Source organism: Paraburkholderia sediminicola (assembly GCF_902859805.1).
Lineage (GTDB): Bacteria > Pseudomonadota > Gammaproteobacteria > Burkholderiales > Burkholderiaceae > Paraburkholderia > Paraburkholderia sediminicola.
On sequence record NZ_CADIKC010000004.1, the window covers coordinates 224,649 to 242,287 of the forward strand.

Annotated in this window: 15 protein-coding genes; 5 read left to right on the forward strand and 10 right to left on the reverse strand. The window is 62.6% G+C overall.

The annotated features are described in order from the left end of the window. Window positions 1-83 precede the first annotated feature (83 nt). The 3 genes from R8871_RS17015 (at window position 84) to R8871_RS17025 (ending at window position 4,186) form a co-directional block, all read left to right on the forward strand. Window positions 84-2,036 (forward strand): AI-2E family transporter, encoded by a 1,953-nt coding sequence (locus R8871_RS17015; RefSeq protein WP_175051494.1) that lies wholly within the window; start codon window positions 84-86, stop codon window positions 2,034-2,036. A gap of 229 nt (window positions 2,037-2,265) precedes the next feature. Next, complete coding sequence (locus R8871_RS17020) at window positions 2,266-3,975, forward strand: FAD-dependent oxidoreductase (protein WP_175051495.1); 1,710 nt, start codon at window positions 2,266-2,268, stop codon at window positions 3,973-3,975. A 19-nt stretch (window positions 3,976-3,994) separates the two neighbouring features. Beyond that, a complete protein-coding gene (locus tag R8871_RS17025) occupies window positions 3,995-4,186 on the forward strand; it encodes a hypothetical protein (protein WP_175051496.1) in 192 nt (63 codons plus the stop codon). Between the two features lie 97 nt (window positions 4,187-4,283). Here R8871_RS17025 and R8871_RS17030 read toward each other — a convergent pair whose 3' ends face one another. From R8871_RS17030 to R8871_RS17040, 3 genes are read right to left on the reverse strand one after another with little or no spacing between them, the layout of a single operon-like run. Further along, window positions 4,284-5,267 (reverse strand): 2-dehydropantoate 2-reductase, encoded by a 984-nt coding sequence (locus R8871_RS17030; RefSeq protein ID WP_175051497.1) that lies wholly within the window; start codon window positions 5,265-5,267, stop codon window positions 4,284-4,286. A 53-nt stretch (window positions 5,268-5,320) separates the two neighbouring features. Further along, complete coding sequence (locus R8871_RS17035; RefSeq protein ID WP_175051498.1) at window positions 5,321-6,112, reverse strand: class II aldolase/adducin family protein; 792 nt, start codon at window positions 6,110-6,112, stop codon at window positions 5,321-5,323. A gap of 54 nt (window positions 6,113-6,166) precedes the next feature. Next, a complete protein-coding gene (locus R8871_RS17040) occupies window positions 6,167-7,366 on the reverse strand; it encodes an amino acid aminotransferase (protein WP_175051499.1) in 1,200 nt (399 codons plus the stop codon). Window positions 7,367-7,582: 216 nt separating this feature from the next. Between R8871_RS17040 and R8871_RS17045 the strand changes: the two genes are divergently transcribed. Next, window positions 7,583-8,524 carry a LysR family transcriptional regulator gene (locus tag R8871_RS17045; protein WP_175051500.1) on the forward strand — a complete coding sequence of 314 codons (942 nt, stop codon included), beginning with the start codon at window positions 7,583-7,585 and terminating at the stop codon, window positions 8,522-8,524. Window positions 8,525-8,589: 65 nt separating this feature from the next. On the opposite strand, the gene R8871_RS17050 is transcribed toward R8871_RS17045, so the two are convergent. Both R8871_RS17050 and R8871_RS17055 read right to left on the reverse strand, forming a co-directional pair. Continuing rightward, window positions 8,590-9,408, reverse strand: coding sequence for a helix-turn-helix transcriptional regulator (locus R8871_RS17050; protein WP_175051501.1), 819 nt, complete (start codon window positions 9,406-9,408; stop codon window positions 8,590-8,592). 141 nt (window positions 9,409-9,549) lie between these two features. After that, complete coding sequence (locus tag R8871_RS17055) at window positions 9,550-10,440, reverse strand: LysR family transcriptional regulator (RefSeq protein WP_175051502.1); 891 nt, start codon at window positions 10,438-10,440, stop codon at window positions 9,550-9,552. A gap of 107 nt (window positions 10,441-10,547) precedes the next feature. Here R8871_RS17055 and R8871_RS17060 point away from each other — a divergent pair, with 107 nt between their 5' ends. Next, window positions 10,548-11,771, forward strand: a complete 1,224-nt coding sequence (locus R8871_RS17060) for an MFS transporter (RefSeq protein ID WP_175051503.1) — start codon at window positions 10,548-10,550, stop codon at window positions 11,769-11,771. Between the two features lie 202 nt (window positions 11,772-11,973). Here the strand turns inward: R8871_RS17060 and katE are convergent, their stop codons facing one another. The 5 genes from katE to R8871_RS17085 form a co-directional block, all read right to left on the reverse strand. Next, window positions 11,974-14,097, reverse strand: coding sequence for a catalase HPII (katE, locus tag R8871_RS17065; RefSeq protein ID WP_175051504.1), 2,124 nt, complete (start codon window positions 14,095-14,097; stop codon window positions 11,974-11,976). 227 nt (window positions 14,098-14,324) lie between these two features. After that, complete coding sequence (locus tag R8871_RS17070) at window positions 14,325-15,221, reverse strand: MipA/OmpV family protein (protein ID WP_175051505.1); 897 nt, start codon at window positions 15,219-15,221, stop codon at window positions 14,325-14,327. Between the two features lie 429 nt (window positions 15,222-15,650). Then, complete coding sequence (msrA, locus tag R8871_RS17075) at window positions 15,651-16,394, reverse strand: peptide-methionine (S)-S-oxide reductase MsrA (RefSeq protein ID WP_175051506.1); 744 nt, start codon at window positions 16,392-16,394, stop codon at window positions 15,651-15,653. Between the two features lie 19 nt (window positions 16,395-16,413). Next, window positions 16,414-16,926, reverse strand: coding sequence for a peptide-methionine (R)-S-oxide reductase MsrB (gene msrB, locus R8871_RS17080; RefSeq protein ID WP_175051507.1), 513 nt, complete (start codon window positions 16,924-16,926; stop codon window positions 16,414-16,416). A gap of 135 nt (window positions 16,927-17,061) precedes the next feature. Next, on the reverse strand, window positions 17,062-17,601 hold the full coding sequence (locus R8871_RS17085) for an Lrp/AsnC family transcriptional regulator (protein ID WP_175051508.1): 540 nt from the start codon (window positions 17,599-17,601) through the stop codon (window positions 17,062-17,064). Window positions 17,602-17,639 lie beyond the last annotated feature (38 nt).

The following is a 17,639-nucleotide window of genomic DNA, read 5'->3' on the forward strand; positions in this document are numbered from 1 at the left end:
GGCCGCTTTAACTGACCGCCGCCGTTCCAGCCGCGCGAACCCTCAGTAAAAGCGTCAGCGCCACCACATCGAGAAGTGTGTCCATGAAAATATCGTTACCGCCACCCGGGCGGCCGAACCGCGTATACCCACCGGGCACGCCCAGTCTGCATGGGCTGGCCTCGGTCATCACCGGCGTCGTGGTGGTCTGCGCGCTGTACTTCGCCCGCGAGGTGCTGATCCCGATCACGCTCTCCGTGCTGCTCAGCTTTCTGCTCGCACCGCTGGTGCAGGCGCTGCGGCGCTTGCATATGGGCCAGTTGCCATCCATCTTTATCGCGGTGCTGTTCGCCCTCGCCACCTTGCTGGCCGTCGGCGGGCTGATCGGAGCGCAACTGGTGCAACTGGCGGGCGATCTGCCGCAGTATCAGGCAGCGATCGAGCAAAAGATCGAGACGGTGCAGGAGAAAACCGTCGGCCGGGCCGATTCGCTGATGAGCCGCGCCGCCGCCACGCTACAACGCGTCGCGCCGACCAAGCCGAGCCCGCCGCGCCTCACCGGACGCGCCGCGCGCAACGCACCCGCTGTGCCGACGCCTGTGGAAGTGCACGAGCCGTCGCCCACGCCGATCCAACTCGCTCAACGCGCGCTGTCACCGGCCATTGCGCCGATCGAGACCACCTTTATCGTGCTGGTCGTCACGATCTTCATCCTGCTGCAGCGCGAAGATCTGCGCGACCGTTTGATCAGTCTTTTCGGCTCGCGCGATCTGCACCGCACCACCACCGCGATCAACGACGCCGCCGGGCGGCTGAGCCGCTATTTCGTCGCACAACTGGGCGTGAATCTCAGCGCGGGCGGGATCATCGCCATCGGTCTCGCGATCATCGGCGTGCCGGGTGCGTTGCTGTTCGGCGTGATTGCTGCGTTGCTGCGCTTCGTGCCGTACATCGGCATCTGGATCGCCGCGATTCTCGCCGTGTTTCTCGCGGCCGCCATCCAGCCGCAATGGACCATGGCGGTCTATACGCTGATCCTGTTTATCGTGGTCGATGTAGTAGCCGGGCAGATCGCCGAGCCGCTGCTGTACGGTCATCGCTCGGGGTTGTCGCCGCTGGCCGTGGTCGTGGCGGCGATTTTCTGGAGCTGGCTGTGGGGGCCGATCGGCCTTGTACTGTCCACGCCGCTCACGCTGTGCGTCGTCACGCTGGGCCGCTACGCGGATCGTCTGAACTTTCTCACGGTGCTGCTCGGCGACCAGCCTGCTCTCACGCCTGCGCAGAACTTCTATCAACGGCTGCTGGCGGACGATCCGCATGAAGCCATCGTGCAGGCCGAGCGCCTGCTGCGCGAGATGTCGCTGATCGACTACTACGACAATGTCGCGCTGGAAGGCCTCAAGCTTGCGCGCAACGATGCGATGCGCGGGGTGCTGATGCCTGAGCAACTTGCGCGAATCAATGACGCGCTGGTCGATATCGTCGAAAACCTGGAAATCGCCGACGGACTGCCCGATCGCCTGTCGCGCACGGAACCGGCCGACTCCGCCGGGATAATCTCGGCATCGGCGACAGCCGATCTTTCAGATCGCCACGACAGCCACATTGCGGCCCATCCGGCGAAGCGACATGAAACCGACAAGACGTCGGTGCTATGCGTGCCGGGACGCGGCGCATTCGACGAAGTCACCGCCGCAATCGCCGTGCAATTGCTCGGCCGCCAGGGTCTCGCGCCAATGATGGCTACGCATTCGGGCTATCGCAGCGCACATGCCGACGAGCCGAGCTTCAAGGACGCGCCGATCATCTGCATCATCTCGCTCGACGCGCCGGAATCGCCGCCGTATCTGCGCAACATGCTGCGGCGCACGCGGGAATGGCGGCCGCGAGCGACGCTGGTGGTGGGCGTGGGCGGCGCACCGGAAAGCGGGCCGGAGATGGGGGCGACCGGCGCTTCGCACGCGGCGCCGACGTTCCGCGCGATGATCGAGGAATGTCAGGTCGGCGCGAGCGTTCAGCACTCGCGCCAGGCTTCGCATCTGGCCGGGGCGGATTAGCAGGTCTGCGCGGTCTGCATTGCATTGCGTTGCACGAATCAGAAAACCCGCAGGGTGCGTAAGCGCCCTGCTGGTTTTTTATCGCCGGAACGCCCAGTTCTTGTACCCAAAATGAGGACAGCCACGCGCTACCCCTCCTTCATACTTCACCTATCGATTCGCACCGCCTCCAGAGAGCACTCAAGCCGCGGCGGGCAATCCATCGGTAACGAAGAGCCAGGAGACACGCATGAGCCGCAGTTTCAAACCCTATCCATTCACGCCGCGTCACTATGCGGGCGAGGTGCCGCAGCTGGTCGACGGGTGTGACCCTGTACGGCGCGCCGTGGCGATTGTCGGCGGCGGTCCGGTCGGCATGACGCTAGCGCTTGCGCTGGCGCGCCAGGGCGTACGCTCGGTGCTGATCGAAGCCGACGACGGCGTATGCACCGGCAGCCGCGCGATCTGCATCTCACGCCGCAGCCTGGAGATTTTCAAACGCCTGGGCGTGGTGCAGGGCTTCCTGCAAAAGGGTTTGCCATGGACCGGCGGGCGCAGTTTCTACCGCGATGCCGAAGTGTTCCGCTTCGCCATGCATCAGGACGACGAGCAATCGCTGCCGCCGATGATCAACATCGCGCAGTACCAGATCGAACAGTTGCTGCTCGACGAAGTGGAACAACATGCCGATCTGATCGACATCCGCTGGCAAACCCGCGTGACCGGCATTGAACACCATACCGGCAACGGCGCCACGCTTGACCTGAGCACCGGCGACGCCGCCTGGCAAATGCACGCGGATTGGGTCGTCGCGTGCGACGGCGGCCGCAGCACGATTCGCGAGGCGCTCGGCCTCAAGCTCACCGGCACCACGTACGAGGGACGCTACGTGATTGTCGATATCGAACTGGAAAGCGAACGCGCCACCGAGCGCCTCGCCTATTTCGATCCGCCTTCCAATCCCGGCTCGACGGTGCTGGTGCACAAGCAGCCCGACAACGTCTGGCGCATCGACTATCAGCTTCGCGACGATGAAGATCCGGAGGCCGCGGTCAAACCTGAGAACGTGATGCCACGCGTGCAGAGCGTGCTCGACTCGATGGGCGAAACGGGCGAATGGTCGCCGATCTGGATTACGGTCTACAAGGCCAACGCATTGACGCTCGAACGCTACCGCCATGGCTCGGTGCTGTTCGCTGGCGATGCCGCGCATCTCGTGCCAATTTTCGGCGTGCGCGGCGCGAATTCCGGCATCGACGACGCCGACAATCTCGGCTGGAAACTCAGTTGCGTGGTCAACGGCATTGCGTCGGATCGTCTGCTCGACAGCTATAGCGACGAGCGCGTGTTCGCGGCGCGTGAGAACCTGAGCTACGGCATGAAGAGCACCGAATTCATGGCGCCGCCTTCGTTCGCGTTCGACCTGATGCGCCAGGCAGTGCTGGGACTTGCCTTGCATCATCCGGCCGTGCGGCCACTGATCAATCCGCGGCAGACGCACGCGATTGCGTATGCCGAGTCGCCGCTCAATCGGATCGCCGCTGTTGCATCCGGCGCGTTCGCCAAGGGTCCGGGGCCGGGCACGGTACTACCCGAGTGCCGACTTCAACGTCTGTGCGACGGCGTACCAGTCGATATCCATCTCACCGATCTGCTAGGGCCCTGCTTCACTGCACTTCGCTTCGGCGCGGACACGGCGCAAGACGAAGCATGGCAGCAATTGCACCACGCGCTCGGCGAACATAGCATTCCGTTCAAAGCGATCACGCTGGTCAAAGGCGATGTGCCGCGCGCCAGCGTCCCGCATGTGCTCGATCCGGCAGGACGCCTGCACGAGATGCTCGATGCCACGCCGGGCACCGTCTATCTGATCAGGCCGGACGGTCATGTGCTCGCCCGCTGGCGCAACGGCAACGCGACGAACGTGCAAAGCGCCGTGACGGCCAGCCTGACGATTTGACGCAAGAGGAATCCACACCATGACCGATAGCGAACTCGACCTCGTCTACACGACGCTCTGCAAGACACTGACCGCTGAAGGCGAAGCGCAAGCACCCTTGTATCTCGCCCGCCTTGCGCTGCTGTGCATGACGGAACTCGGCGATACGCAGCGCGCGCTGTCGTTGATCGAAGCGGCAAAGCTGCCGGCCTCTTCGGCAGTGACTGCGTGATGCTGAAAGCCCTGTGCTCAAGACGCAAAACGTAAGACGAAAAAACCCGCCCCGTTGATCACGTGGGGCGGCTTCTTTTCGGAGGTCGTCGCAACCTTTACTGCCGGGGATACAACCCCAACGTACTCGCATGCAGGCGCGCGAGGCCGAGCAACGCGTCGGTGCAAGGGGTCGGCACGTCGGTAAGCTGCCCGAGCTCACGCACCGCAGCCACCAGCGCGTCGAGCTCGACCGCCTTGCCCGCCTGTACATCCTGCAGCATCGAGGTTTTCATCGCGCCCAGTTTGAGCGTGACCTCGTGACGATCCGCCGGCGCCTGTTCGATCGGAATACCGAAGCGCGCGCCGATCTCCTTCGCTTCCAGCATGATGCTCGTGACGAAGTTGCGCACCAGTTCATCGCTGAGAATCCGGTCGGTGGTCGCACCGGTGATGGCGCTGATCGGATTCATCGTCATGTTGCCCCACAGCTTGTACCAGACGTCGCGCTGAATCTGCTCCGACATCGACGCATTGAATCCCGCTGCGGCCAGCGTGGCGGTGAGCGTTTTGACGCGCTCACTCGCTTGCCCCGACGCTTCGCCGATGATCAGCCCATTGCCCTGGTGATGCCTGATGACGCCCGGCGACTCGATCAGACAACTGGCATGCACCACGCAGCCCACTGTCTGCGCAGTCGGAATCGCGGCGGCGATCGCGCCTTCAGGATCGATCGACTTCAACCGCTTGCCGGCGAAATCACGGCCGAGTCCTTCGCAGAACCACCATGGCACACCGTTCATGGCTGTGAGCACAATCGTCTGCGGGCTTAGCAGCGGTGCAATATGCGCGGCGACCGACGCCATTGCCGGTCCCTTGACCGCCACCACGACGAGATCCTGCACGCCGAGATCCGCCGGCTGTTCGCTTGCCCTTACCTTCACCGTGTGCGTCACGCCGCCTTCGATCAGACGCAAGCCGTGCTGCTGCAAAGCACCGAGTGTCGCGCCGCGCGCCACCACGCTCACGTCGTGGCCGGCCTGTGCGAGCTTCACCCCCATCCAGCCGCCGATCGCGCCGGCACCGTAGATACCTACTTTCATTGCTTCAATCCTTGCGTTAATCCCTCGGTCAATGCTTCGCCTCAATATCCGCGTCAATCCTTGTAGCTCGCGTCGATGCGATCCACCCGCCGCACCAGCGCATCGAATACATCCTGCCCCGCACCGTGACGTGGATCGAATTGCAAGGAGTCGCGCGAGCAACGGATCGCCACGTCTTCCGGCACCGGCCGTGCGCGGCCCATCGAGAACGTGGCCATCTGGATTTCGCACGCGCGGTTGAGTGTCCACAGAATAGCGAAAGTCTGCGGCAACGTGTGGCCCCATGCCAGCAGGCCATGATTGCGCAAGATCACCGCCTGCCTGTGGCCGATGTGTTCGAGCAGACGCGGCCCTTCCTCCGCATGCACCGTGATGCCTTCGAAGTCGTGATACGCAATGCGATCATGCAATTGCGCGCTATAGAAGTTGGTTTGCTCAAGGCCATTTTCGAGGCAGGCCACCGCGACGCCTGCCGTGGTGTGCGTGTGCATCACGCAGTGCGCATCAGCCAGGCCTTCGTGAATCGCCGCATGCACGACGAAACCCGCGGGGTTCACCGGATACGGCGAGTTATCGAGCACGCGGCCTTGCGCGTCGATCTTCACGAGGTTGCTCGCCGTCACTTCGCTGTAGTGCAGGCCGAACGGATTGATCAGGAAATGCCGCTCGCCGCCGCTCACGCTCGCCGGCACGCGCAATGTGATGTGGTTGTAGATCATCTCGGTCCAACCGAGCATGTCGAAGATCCGGTAGCACGCGGCTAATTGCGCGCGCGCCTGCCATTCGTCGGGGTGCATCGCGGCGGCCTTCGCTGGGCTCGCCGCCTGCATTTCAAGAGTCGTCATCAGGGTCTCCGTATTTATCATTCGTTATCGTCAAGCCGTTGCGAATCGCAGCCGTTATGCGCCCGCCACCACAGCGGCGATTGACGACGCCACATAGCCGGCGTTGCGCGCATTCAATCCGGCGACGCACATGCGCCCCGAACGCAGTACGTACACAGCGTATTCGTTGCGCAAACGCTCCACCTGAGCTTCGCTCAAGCCCGTGTACGTGAACATGCCGCGCTGCGCGACGTAACGCGCGCGCATCACTTCATCCACACGGCCTGCGAGGCCTTCGTGAATCGTGCCGCGCATGGCGAGAATCCGTTCGCGCATGGTGGCGAGTTCTGCTTCCCACAAGGCACGCAAGGACGCGTCGGACAGTACGTTGGCGACGAGGCGCGCGCCATGCGTCGGCGGATTGCTGTAGTTGGCGCGCACCGTCGACATCAATTGACCGAGCACGCGGGCCGCCTCTTCCTTGCTCTTGCACACCACGCTCAGCGCACCGCAGCGCTCGCCGTACAGCGAGAAGTTCTTCGAAAACGAATTCGCAGCGATCAACGGCACACCCGCATCGGCGAGCAGGCGCACGCAGGCCGCGTCCTCCTCGAGGCCCGCGCCGAAACCCTGATACGCCATATCGACAAACGCAATCAGTTTGCGGCGCTGCAATACCGGCACCAGTTCCGCCCATTGTGCCGGGCTCAGATCAACGCCGGTCGGGTTGTGACAGCACGCATGCAGCAGCACGACGCTCTGTTCCGGCAAGCGGCTAATCGTGTCGAGCATGTCGGCGAAACGCAAGCCGCCGGTGTGTTCGTCGTAATACGGATAGGTGTTGACCGTGAGACCTGCACCTTCAAACACCACGCGATGGTTTTCCCAGCTCGGATCGCTGATCCAGATCTGCGAGGCCGGGAAATAACGCTTCAGAAAATCCGCGCCGACTTTCAGCGCACCCGAACCGCCAATAGTTTGCAAGGTTGCAATGCGGCCTGCGGCGCGCGCTTGGTTGTCCGCGCCGAACACCAGCGCCTGTGCTGCGTCGCGGTAGAGCGGCAGGCCCGCCATCGGCAGGTAGGAGCGCGGGCCGATCGAATCGAGCAGCGCGGTTTCCGCGCGCCGCACGGCGTCCATCACCGGCAGCTTGCCGGCGTCGTCGAAATAGATGCCGATGCTCAGGTTGACCTTGTTGGGCCGCGGATCGAGTTGGAAATCTTCGTTCAGGCTCAGAATCGGGTCGCCCGGATAGGCGGGAATGTGGTCGAACATGGCAATTCCTTGAGTGGAGCCCTGCATGCGGCTTGATTGCGGCCTGCGTATACCCTGAGTGTGAACCGGCGCAGCCTGGTCGTAGCAGCGTGGGCGAGTCGGAAGTCTAAGCGGGTTTCCAGCTTCGCGTCGATGGGGACGAGTGTCGGTCAATGGCTCGCTGCGCACAATCAATCGATTTTTCACGATTCGTAAGTTTTTCTTTAGAATCGCCTGATGCCACTCACACGCGTCACCATCCGTCAGTTCGAAGCGTTTCTCGCCATCGTCGATTTGCACAGCATCGGCGCGGCGGCGGAACGGCTCGGGCTGACCTCGTCAGCGGTCAGTCAGTTGCTGGCCGAACTGGAAACGGAACTGGGCTTTCGCCTCTTCGACCGTACGACGCGGCGCGTCAATCTGTCGAGTGCGGGGCAGGATTTTCTGTCGTCGGCCGAGTCGGTGTTGCGCTATGTGCGCGCCGCCGCCCAATCCGCCGACGACATCCGCAATCGCGCGGCCGGGATCGTGCGAGTCGGCGCGCCGCTGGTACTCGCGGCGACCGCGCTGCCGGCGGCCATCGCCGAATATGCGCGCGATAAACCGAAAGTGGTCGTGCGCATTTGCGACACCGTGGTCGAGCAATTGGTGGAACGTGTGGAAAGTGGCGACGTGGATCTCGCGATCGGCCCGGATCGTCAGAGCGGTACGCGAGTGCGTTGCGATCCAGCCTTCGCGAGTCCATGGGTGATGTGGTGCGCACCGGCACATCCGTTGAGCACACGGCGCCGGGTGGAGTGGCAGCACCTGCGCGGCGTGCCCATTGTTGCCACCGGCCGCGACCACGAGCGTGCGGTCGAACAGATGCTGGCTAATCTGCCGGCCGAGGCGCGCATCATTCCGGTGGACGTGGTGGATAACGTGACGACAGCGTTCGGTCTGGCGTCGCAGGGGCTTGCCGTGACACTCGCGCCTGCGTACGTGGCGCCGCTCGCGCGAACCTTCGGGCTGGTGATGAAGCGGATCGTCGATCCTGAAACGATCCGTGAAGTGTGTGTGTATCGTTCGACCGAACGTGCGCTGTCACCGCCCGCGGACGGATTCGCGGAATTCATCATGCCGTGGCTGAAGCGCTGGGATCGCGAGACACAGGCTGATGCACGGGCAAAGCGCGGATGATCGTTTGGTGCGAGTTCCACGGCGCTTCGGCTGTTCTTCTACGGCTGCAATTTCGGCGCGCCCGCTCAAGACTGCTCAGGCTGCAGACATAGCGCGAACAACTGGCGCTGGCTGGAAATCCCCAACCGCGCGTAAGCACGCTTCTGATACGTAATTACGCTGGTAGCTTTGACGCCCATTTGCTCCGCGATCTCGGCAGCGTTTGCGCCTTCGAGCGTGCCGCGCAGCACGTCGATCTCGCGCGGCGTCAGCGCCGGGCAGGCACGTCTCACCCGTGCCAGCATCGCGGCTGCCGTGCCTTGATGATGCTGCCCATTGAGCGCGTAATGGCTTTTTGCAGCGTGCGCGAACAAGTGCGCCATGCTTTCCACATGCTCCAGTTCGCCTGGCTGAAACATGCCGTATGCGCTGTCACGATACAGATTGATCGACAGCCAGACGCTTTCCATGGGTTGCAAAAGCAGCGACAGCCGGTCAGACACGTTGGGCTGCGCGTAGCAGGCGGCGCGGTAGGCCTCGTTTTCGATTTCTTCGCTTTGCTGCTGATGCAGCACTAACGCCGCGTGCGCCTGCTTCGCTTGCGGGCGGCCGACGATCGCTCGGTTTCCGTCGAGCGCATAGAAGTGTGTGGCGTAGCGATCGGCGACATCGCGCAGGAAGCGGCCGCCGCGATGGTCGGCGGCGGAGACGGTGCGCGGCCTCGCATCGAACTCATAGGCGAAGATGGTGCACTGCGAAACAGGAAGCGTGTCGCCAACCGTCTTCAGAATGCTTGCAGCAAGCGCATCCGGGTCGTCATGTGAGATCGACACGACGAGGTCGGTAACACGCGACGTGTTGATTTGCCCGCTGCGGGCCGGTGTGGATATACGCCAGGAACGCATGATAATGGCGAGGTCACGCTACATGGAGTTTGGTCCGGCAAGCGTAGCACAATGGAGCATTACACCTGATGCCGCGCTGCCTTCGCGGCGAAACCTTCTCACGCCGCCGAGTCCTCGCAAAGCCTTCGGCTGCCGATAAAACTACAACGTCCCCAACTTGACGGCGAGGAAATCGACCAGTAGCCGCGTCCGCTGTGGCAGCCGCCGCGTCCTCGTCCACATCGCATGCAAGGGCAAAGGTGTCAGCGGAAAATCCGTGAGCAGAACCTCAACCCTGCCTGCTTCGATCCACTCCTGAATCTGCCAGAAGGCAGCGATCCCAACCCCCATACCACCCAGCACGCCCGCATTCACCGCCGCAACCTGATTGCTGTCAAAGCGCCCCGCCACGTTCACCGCAATTTCGTTGCCCTCCGGCGACATGAATATCCACCGCACGGGATGCCGCGCGCCCGTTCGAACGACACAATCGTGTCTCGCCAGATCCCGCGGATGGGATGGCCTACCGCGTTCCGCAAGATAAGCCGGCGCGGCGAACACCACCCGCCGAAGCGTGCCGATCCGTCGCGCCACCAGCCGTGAATCAGGTATTTCGCCAATGCGGATCGTCACGTCTGCGCCGGTCTCTGCAGGATCGCGATACTCGTCGCTCAGATCGAGCGACAACGCCAGTTGCGGATGACGCTGCAAAAACTCCGCGGCAAGCGGCGCGACGAATTTGGGTCCGAACAGCGTGGGCGCATTGATGCGCAATCGCCCGGTGAGCCTGTGCAATTCCTCCGCGAGTTCGGTGCGCGCCAGTTCGAGTTCGGTCAGCGCGCCTTTGACTCGCTCGTAAAAACGCATACCGGCCTCGCTCGGCTGGGAAGTGCGGGTGGTTCGCACGATCAGGGTCGATCCGTGCGCCCGTTCGAGCACCTGAAGCGAACGGCTGACAGCCTGCAGCGACCGGCCAAGCCGGCGCGCGGCGTTCGTCAGACTGCCTTCCTCGACCACTGCCACCAAGGTTTCCAGATCGCGCAATGCATCCATCGGCGATTCTCCCATTTATCGTGAGGATGTATCCAATTCAGTGCGAATTGTGTTTGTCTGACGTGAGAGTAGCATCGATTCACTTCGACTTTACGGGTAGCGCGACGATGGACTCATCCACGATTCAATGCCCGACGGCCGCCCAAACGGCCACGCCGCCGGCTGAGAGCGTTCCGACCGCGCGCTTCGCCGCCATGGTCGCGGTCGCCGTGCTGCCCCTGTATGCGTCACAAACGTTGATCGGCCCGCTCGACGTCTCGCTGCATCTCGGCGCATGGACCACGCTCGTCACCGCATTGACGCTGTTTGGCTATGCGGTCGGCCTCGTCGGGCTTGTACCGCTGATCGACCGCTTGCCCAATCGGCCTCTGATTGCGGCGACGTTGTTCGCCCAGATCGCGTGCCTTGCGCTGGCCGCTGTTGCGCCGCTCGCACCGGTGTTTCTGGCGGCGTCGTTCGCCGTCGGCGTCACATCGAGTGTCGTGCAGATGCTGGTGCCCGCAGCAGCGGCGCTTGCGCCGCCGGCTTCGCGGGGCAAGGTCGTCGGTAATGTGATGAGCGGTTTGATGCTCGGCATTCTGTTGTCGCGCCCGCTTGCCAGTGTGATCGGCGGCGCACTCGGCTGGCGCGCGTTCTACGCAGCCGATGCGATGCTGCTCGCCGCAGTCACGCTTGCCGTGCTGCCACGGTTGCCGGATAGCCGCCCTGTCGGCGCGCCGCCCTATGCCGCGTTATTGGCGTCGATGGTGCGACTGGTGGCGCATGAGCCGGTGCTGCGCCGCCGGGCGCTGTATCAGGGCCTGCTCATGGCCGGCTTCAATGCATTCTGGAGCAGCGTTGCCATCGTCCTGACGCGTGCGCCGCTCGGGTTGAACAGCACCTCTGTCGCGCTGTTCGCGTTAGCCGGCGGCGGCAGCGTGTTCATCGCGCCATTGGCGGGCCGTGCCGGCGACAGGGGCTGGTCGAAGCCCGCTACCCTGCTCGCTCATGCGGTCACCATCGTGGCCGCGCTGCTGGCGGCATTGGCGCTGACTTCGGGTGTGTCGCGCGTCGCATCGATCGCCATGCTGGCCGTGGCTGCCTTCTTTATCGACGGTGGCGTGATTGCCGATCAGGCGCTCGGCAGGCGCGCAATCAATCTGCTCGCACCCGAATCGCGTGGCCGGGTGAATGGGCTCTATACGGGCCTCTTTTTTGTCGGCAGCGCGGCAGGCGCCACCATCGCCGGGCCGGCGCTCGCGCATTGGGGATGGCCGGGTGTCTGTGTCGCTGCGCTAGGCTTTTTCGCGGCGGCAGCGGGGCTGCATCTGCGCGACAGTTCGCGCGGATGAGGCGCATCATCGATCTCGTGAACCAGACGGTGGCCTCGTTGTATGCACAACGACTGCAGAAAGGATTCACTCTCGCCCGTTGAAGGACCCGCGCACCAACATCACCATCCTCGGCAATCCAATCGTAAACACAGCCCTGATCGTTTCGTCAGCGCTGACGCTGACATTCCCGCCGTGCAGATGCAGGACGGGGCTGGCTGAATTACGCCGGCACCGTCTCCGCCTGTGCGGCACGCGACCACACGCGATGCTGTCCCGCCACCTTGATGAAGGTCTTCAGCACCTCGGCAGCCTGCTTGTCGTCGCCGGTTGCCACGCCATCGGCATTGGCCGGCAAGTGCGCCGCAGCCAGCACGTCACGCCCCGCGCCGATGGCCGCAATCGCCTTCAGGTGCCTGAACGCTTCGAGCACGAAATGCCGTGCGTCGCCCGATTGCGCCAGCTTCTTCGCGCCCGCCTCACCACCCACCACGATCACTGCGTCGAACATGATCGACGGCAAGCCGGCAATCGTTGCGTCCGGCGCCATGCCGTCGATGGCGGCAAGGGTCGGCGCGATCAACATCGGCGCCGCGCCCTCGCCTTGCAACGCCTGCTGCAGCTTTTTGATCGCCGCGCCATCGGAACCCGGCGCAGCCAGCAAAGCGATCTTGCAGGTCTTGATGCCGGGCTTCACGCGATTGAGCAGACTCAGTGCAGCCGACGCTTTAGTCCCCTTGAGCTTCGCCGTGCCCTTCTTCGGCGCGGGCAAGCCGAGACCTTCGGCCACCTTCGCAGCAAGCCCCGCGTCGAAATTGGCCAGAATCTCGTTGACCACGCGCGCGCGAATCTCCGGCTTGGTGACCTTGCCGAGTTCGAACTGGTAAGCCGCGGCGATATGGTCTTTCTCTGGTTCAGACATGCTGTTGTAGAACATTGCGGCCTGCGAGAAATGATCGGCGAACGACTCGCTACGCACACGAATCTTGTTACCTTCCACGCGCTCCGGATAGCTTTCGAAGCCACCATCCGACGGCGCCGGGTCGGTTTCCTTCGGCCAGCCGCCACTCACCGAATTCGGCTCGTACGAAGCCTGCCCGACGTTGATCGTCTGGCGGTGCATCGCATCGCGCTGATTGTTATTGAACGGACATACCGGCCGGTTGATCGGAATCTCGTGGAAATTCGGTCCGCCGAGGCGGCTGATCTGCGTGTCGGTGTACGAGAACAAACGGCCTTGCAATAGCGGATCGTTCGAGAAGTCCAGACCCGGCACGATGTGCCCCGGATGGAACGCAACCTGCTCGGTTTCGGCGAAGAAATTGTCCGGATTGCGATTGAGCGTCATCTTGCCGATGATCTTCACCGGCACCAGTTCCTCCGGAATCAACTTGGTTGGATCGAGCAGGTCGAAGTCGAACTTGTGCTCATCCTTTTCCTCGACAATCTGCACGCCGAGTTCGAACTCGGGGAAGTCGCCTCTTTCAATCGATTCCCACAAGTCGCGCCTGTGGAAATCCGGATCCTTGCCGGCCAGCTTCTGCGCTTCGTCCCACAGCAGCGAATACGAGCCCAGCACCGGGCGCCAGTGGAATTTGACGAAACGCCCCTTGCCTTGCGCATTCACGAAACGGAACGTGTGAATGCCGAAGCCTTCCATAGTGCGAAGGCTGCGCGGAATCGCACGGTCCGACATGGTCCACAACACCATATGCGCGGACTCAGGCACGAGCGATACGAAGTCCCAGAAGGTATCGTGCGCGGAGCCGCCGGTCGGCATTTCATTTGGCGCTTCCGGTTTTACCGCATGCACGAAGTCCGGAAATTTGATGGCGTCCTGAATGAAGAAGACCGGCATGTTGTTGCCGACCAGATCGTAATTACCTTCCTGCGTGTAGAACTTCACCGCGAAGCCGCGTACGTCGCGGACGGTATCGGCCGAACCGCGCGGGCCCTGCACCGTCGAGAAACGGACATAGACCGGCGTCTGCTCGTTCGGGTTCTGCAGGAACGCAGCCTTGGTGAACTCGCTCATCGACTCGTACACCTGGAACACGCCGTGGGCTGCCGATCCTCGCGCATGGACGATGCGCTCGGGGATACGTTCGTGGTCGAAGTGCGTGATCTTCTCGCGCATGATGAAATCTTCAAGCAGCGAGGGGCCGCGCGGACCGGCGCGCAAGGTGTTCTGATTGTCGGCGATCTTCACGCCCTGATTGGTTCGCAGCGCCTCACCTTCGGGACTGACGCGAAACTGTTCGAGATCCTTCGACTTCGGATCGTTGGCTTGTCCGGGCTTCGTTGCGGGCTTCGTTGCGGTCTTCTGCGTGTTCGTCTTTCCTGCCATGAGATCTGCTCCTCGCGTTCGGGCGCGCCGGGGAATGTCCGGTTTAACGCACCCGAAGAAGGCAGCAAGCGATGTACCCGCGAACACTCGATCGCGGATTGGATTTGCTGCTGGAGCAGACTGATGACTGAGGAACTAAAGAAGAGGCGGCGCGCCGGAATCGCGCGCCTGCGTCCATACCGTCAACATCGTCAAATAGAGAACCAGAGAACCAGAGAACCGCTGAATCAGAAGCGATAGTTGATGGAGATGTCTGCCACGCCGGTGGCCCTCGTGTGCGTGATCGGACTATTGCCCGCGCTGCCGACCAGTTGTTCGAATGCGCCGTCGGCAGTCGCAAACCAGTGCTTGTCGAACAGCCACACCGCGCTAATGCCAAAACCCACCGACTTGAAACCGGCACTCGCGTGATACTGCGAGTATTGCGAGTGCGCCGCCTGGTTCTGATTCACGCCGTACCAGCTGTTCATATAGTTGGAGTCCGCGAGCGTTACGTTCGGCCCGGCGAACCAGAAGAATTTCTTGGTGCTGCCCGGCATCGGCAGGTAGGCGCCCAGATCGCCGATCCAGCCGTTCGAACCGCCGAAATAGCGCCGCACGTCGGCGCGCAGCACGAGCGGAAAGTCTTTCGATATGACGTATTCGCCAGAGAGTTTGACGCCCGGCGCCGGATTGATGTTGCCGAGGCCGTTCAACTCCTGCGGATCGTCGTGCGCACGACGTCCGAGATCGTAGACGGCTGCGAGACTTGCGCGCCAGTTCTGCCCCTGGGCGAAGTTGACCCCGAGGCCTTCGCCGCTCGAAAAGAAGAACAGATCCTTGTAGCGCACGTCGATGCTCGGACCGCCCATCACGTGATACCGGTCGGAGCCCTCGTAACGCGGCTGGAACGACGTCGCCGCGCCGACACGCAGTTGCCAGTCCGGAATGTCGGGCTGCCACATCTTCTGCAGCGGAATACCCACGGAGTACTGCCATTCGCCCAGTGGCGAAGGGGTTTGGGCCTGAGCCGAACCCGGCAGAATGCCAATACCGCCGAGGGTCACGGCGACCAGAGATGTTGCCGCGATGCTTGTTTGTTTATTGCGAATCTTGCCAATTCGCTTTCTACGGCTGATCAACACCAGAAGCCTCCGTTTCTCGCGTATCGCGAAGAGGTTTATGTTCCCGCCCGAAGTCCACAACGGATTGAACACCATTCGGGCAACCGCCGCATTACTACGCACGGCATGTAATTTTTTCAGCAAACGACACACATTGCCCGGCAAAACGCACCGCTCGGTCCTGATGCCGCCCTGTCAATGGGGCAATTGTATGAACAGATACGTGCGAAAGATTTGCCGACGCACGCTCCTGTGCAAAATGCGGGCCTGGTCGCTGGGGAGTCGACTCTGATCGGAGATACGGAAGGACGGACCGACGGACGCTGACAAGCGTGCCGTGGCAATGATGACAGGCAGAATACAACCACAAAAAAAGAGTGGCCGGCGCCGCGCGATGCGGCGCCGGCAAGCAAAGCAAGGGAAGATAACCGCCGGTGCGGCGCTCGTCTTTTACTGCGCCGCTTCGACCAGCACGGCCTTGTCGCGATAGAGATTCGGAAACAGACGCTTCAGGTTGGCGACCTTCGGCATGTCGTTGATGGCGATATACGCTGAGTTTGGATGCAAGGTCAGGTAGTTCTGATGGTAGGACTCGGCCGGATAGAAGCCCTTGAACGTCTCGGTTTTCGTGACGATCGGCGCCGGGAAGGCATGCGCCTTCTCGAGTTGCGCGATGTAGCCTTGCGCGACGTGCCGCTGCGTGTCATTCAACGGAAACACGGCCGAGCGGTATTGCGTGCCGCTGTCCGGCCCCTGACGGTTCAACTCGGTCGGGTCCTGAATCACTGAAAAGTAGACCTGTAGCAACTGTCCATAGGTGACCTTGGTGGGGTCGAACGTGACCTGCACGGATTCCGCATGGCCGGTTTCGCCACCACTGACGGTCTCGTACTGTGCGGTGTCGCGCTGGCCGCCCGAATAGCCCGACACGGCCCTGGTGACGCCCCGTACGTGCTGGAACACGCCCTGCACGCCCCAGAAACAGCCGCCCGCGAATACGGCGGTTTCTTCGTGCGCGGTCGTGGCGGAGATCGGTTCGTCAACTGCGGGCGGCGCAATGACAACCCCGGCTTCCGACGAGAATGCCATGCGCTGCGCCAGCAGCAGCGCCAGCGCGCCAAGCCCGACCGAAATCGCGATGGCCGCCCCGCGCGAGCGGGCCGGTTTGCCGGTGATACGTTTCTCGATGTTCATGATGTCCGTCCTGATCCGATCAACTCGTGCCGTGCGCGGCAGGCGTGAAAGTCAACGCGAGGCCGTTCATGCAATAGCGCAGGCCGGTCGGTTTGGGGCCGTCGTCGAATACGTGACCCAGATGGCCGCCGCAGCGCCGGCACAGCACTTCGTCGCGCGTCATGCCGAACGACTTGTCGGTATGCGTGATGACCGCGTGATCCATCGGCTGCCAGAAACTCGGCCAGCCGGTGCCGCTATCGAACTTTGTTTTCGACGAAAACAGCGGCAGCGCGCAGCCGGCGCACGCGAATGTGCCGACGCGGTGCTCGTCGTTCAGCGGGCTGCTGAATGGGCGCTCCGTGCCCGCTTCGCGCAACACGCGGAATTGCGCGTCCGTGAGCAGCTTGTGCCATTCGGCGTCGCTGTGCGCGACCTCGTAGGCCGCTGCTGTGCCTAACTCCGCCGCGCCTGCCGTACGCCATGCCGCGGTGCTGCCGGCAAGCGAAGCCGCGCCGATTAACCTGAAGAATGTCCGTCTGTTGCACGCCATGATGATCGCCCCGGAAAGTCCGTACTGTCCGCCCGTTCAGGCGCCAAGCGCACCGCCCACGAGTGGTCCCGACACTTAGTCGTCCGGCCAGCGCATTTATGACAGCATGCTCGTCTTTTTCGGTGACGGCAGCGACTACAGCGGAAATTTCGTGGTCGACAGGATTTCCTTGAGCACCATAAACGAGCGGATTTGCCGGACGCCCGGCAAATAGAGCAACTGTTCCGCATGCAAACGGTTGAAGCTGTCGCTATCGCGCGTGCGGATCGTCATGAAATAGTCGAACTCGCCGGTCACGACGTGGCATTCCATGCACCCCGCCACCTTCTGCGCCGCTTTCTCGAACTCGGCAAACGACTCCGGCGTGGACCGATCCAGCACCACGCCGATGATGACCAGCATGCCCGCCCCCGCCGCCTTCGGGTCGATCAGCGCGACGACGCCGCGAATCAGCCCCGATTCCTTCAGCCGCTCGACGCGCCGCAGACATGCGGGCGCACTCAGTTTGACTTTGGCCGCTAACGCGACGTTCGAGATCGACGCATCGGTTTGCAGTTGACGCAGGATCGCCCGGTCGATGCGATCGAGCGCGTGAAGCGGATCGGCTTCCGCGGATGAGGCGGCGGCAGCCCCGGTGGCAGTCATAGATGCTCTACGAACTTTTGTTGCACTCATGGGTTCCTGTCCGGATTTTTATTAGGTCATTCTTGATT

Bases quoted from the DNA above. Each gene is read 5' to 3' on its own strand.
- R8871_RS17045 (WP_175051500.1), top strand. From the start codon at position 7,583: ATGCCACTCACACGCGTCACCATCCGTCAGTTCGAAGCGTTTCTCGCC.
- R8871_RS17030 (WP_175051497.1), bottom strand. From the start codon at position 5,267: ATGAAAGTAGGTATCTACGGTGCCGGCGCGATCGGCGGCTGGATGGGG.
- R8871_RS17025 (WP_175051496.1), top strand. From the start codon at position 3,995: ATGACCGATAGCGAACTCGACCTCGTCTACACGACGCTCTGCAAGACA.
- katE (WP_175051504.1), bottom strand. From the start codon at position 14,097: ATGGCAGGAAAGACGAACACGCAGAAGACCGCAACGAAGCCCGCAACG.
- R8871_RS17040 (WP_175051499.1), bottom strand. From the start codon at position 7,366: ATGTTCGACCACATTCCCGCCTATCCGGGCGACCCGATTCTGAGCCTG.
- msrA (WP_175051506.1), bottom strand. From the start codon at position 16,394: ATGAACATCGAGAAACGTATCACCGGCAAACCGGCCCGCTCGCGCGGG.
- msrB (WP_175051507.1), bottom strand. From the start codon at position 16,926: ATGGCGTGCAACAGACGGACATTCTTCAGGTTAATCGGCGCGGCTTCG.
- R8871_RS17060 (WP_175051503.1), top strand. From the start codon at position 10,548: ATGGACTCATCCACGATTCAATGCCCGACGGCCGCCCAAACGGCCACG.
- R8871_RS17015 (WP_175051494.1), top strand. From the start codon at position 84: ATGAAAATATCGTTACCGCCACCCGGGCGGCCGAACCGCGTATACCCA.
- R8871_RS17020 (WP_175051495.1), top strand. From the start codon at position 2,266: ATGAGCCGCAGTTTCAAACCCTATCCATTCACGCCGCGTCACTATGCG.
- R8871_RS17085 (WP_175051508.1), bottom strand. From the start codon at position 17,601: ATGAGTGCAACAAAAGTTCGTAGAGCATCTATGACTGCCACCGGGGCT.
- R8871_RS17050 (WP_175051501.1), bottom strand. From the start codon at position 9,408: ATGCGTTCCTGGCGTATATCCACACCGGCCCGCAGCGGGCAAATCAAC.
- R8871_RS17055 (WP_175051502.1), bottom strand. From the start codon at position 10,440: ATGGATGCATTGCGCGATCTGGAAACCTTGGTGGCAGTGGTCGAGGAA.
- R8871_RS17035 (WP_175051498.1), bottom strand. From the start codon at position 6,112: ATGACGACTCTTGAAATGCAGGCGGCGAGCCCAGCGAAGGCCGCCGCG.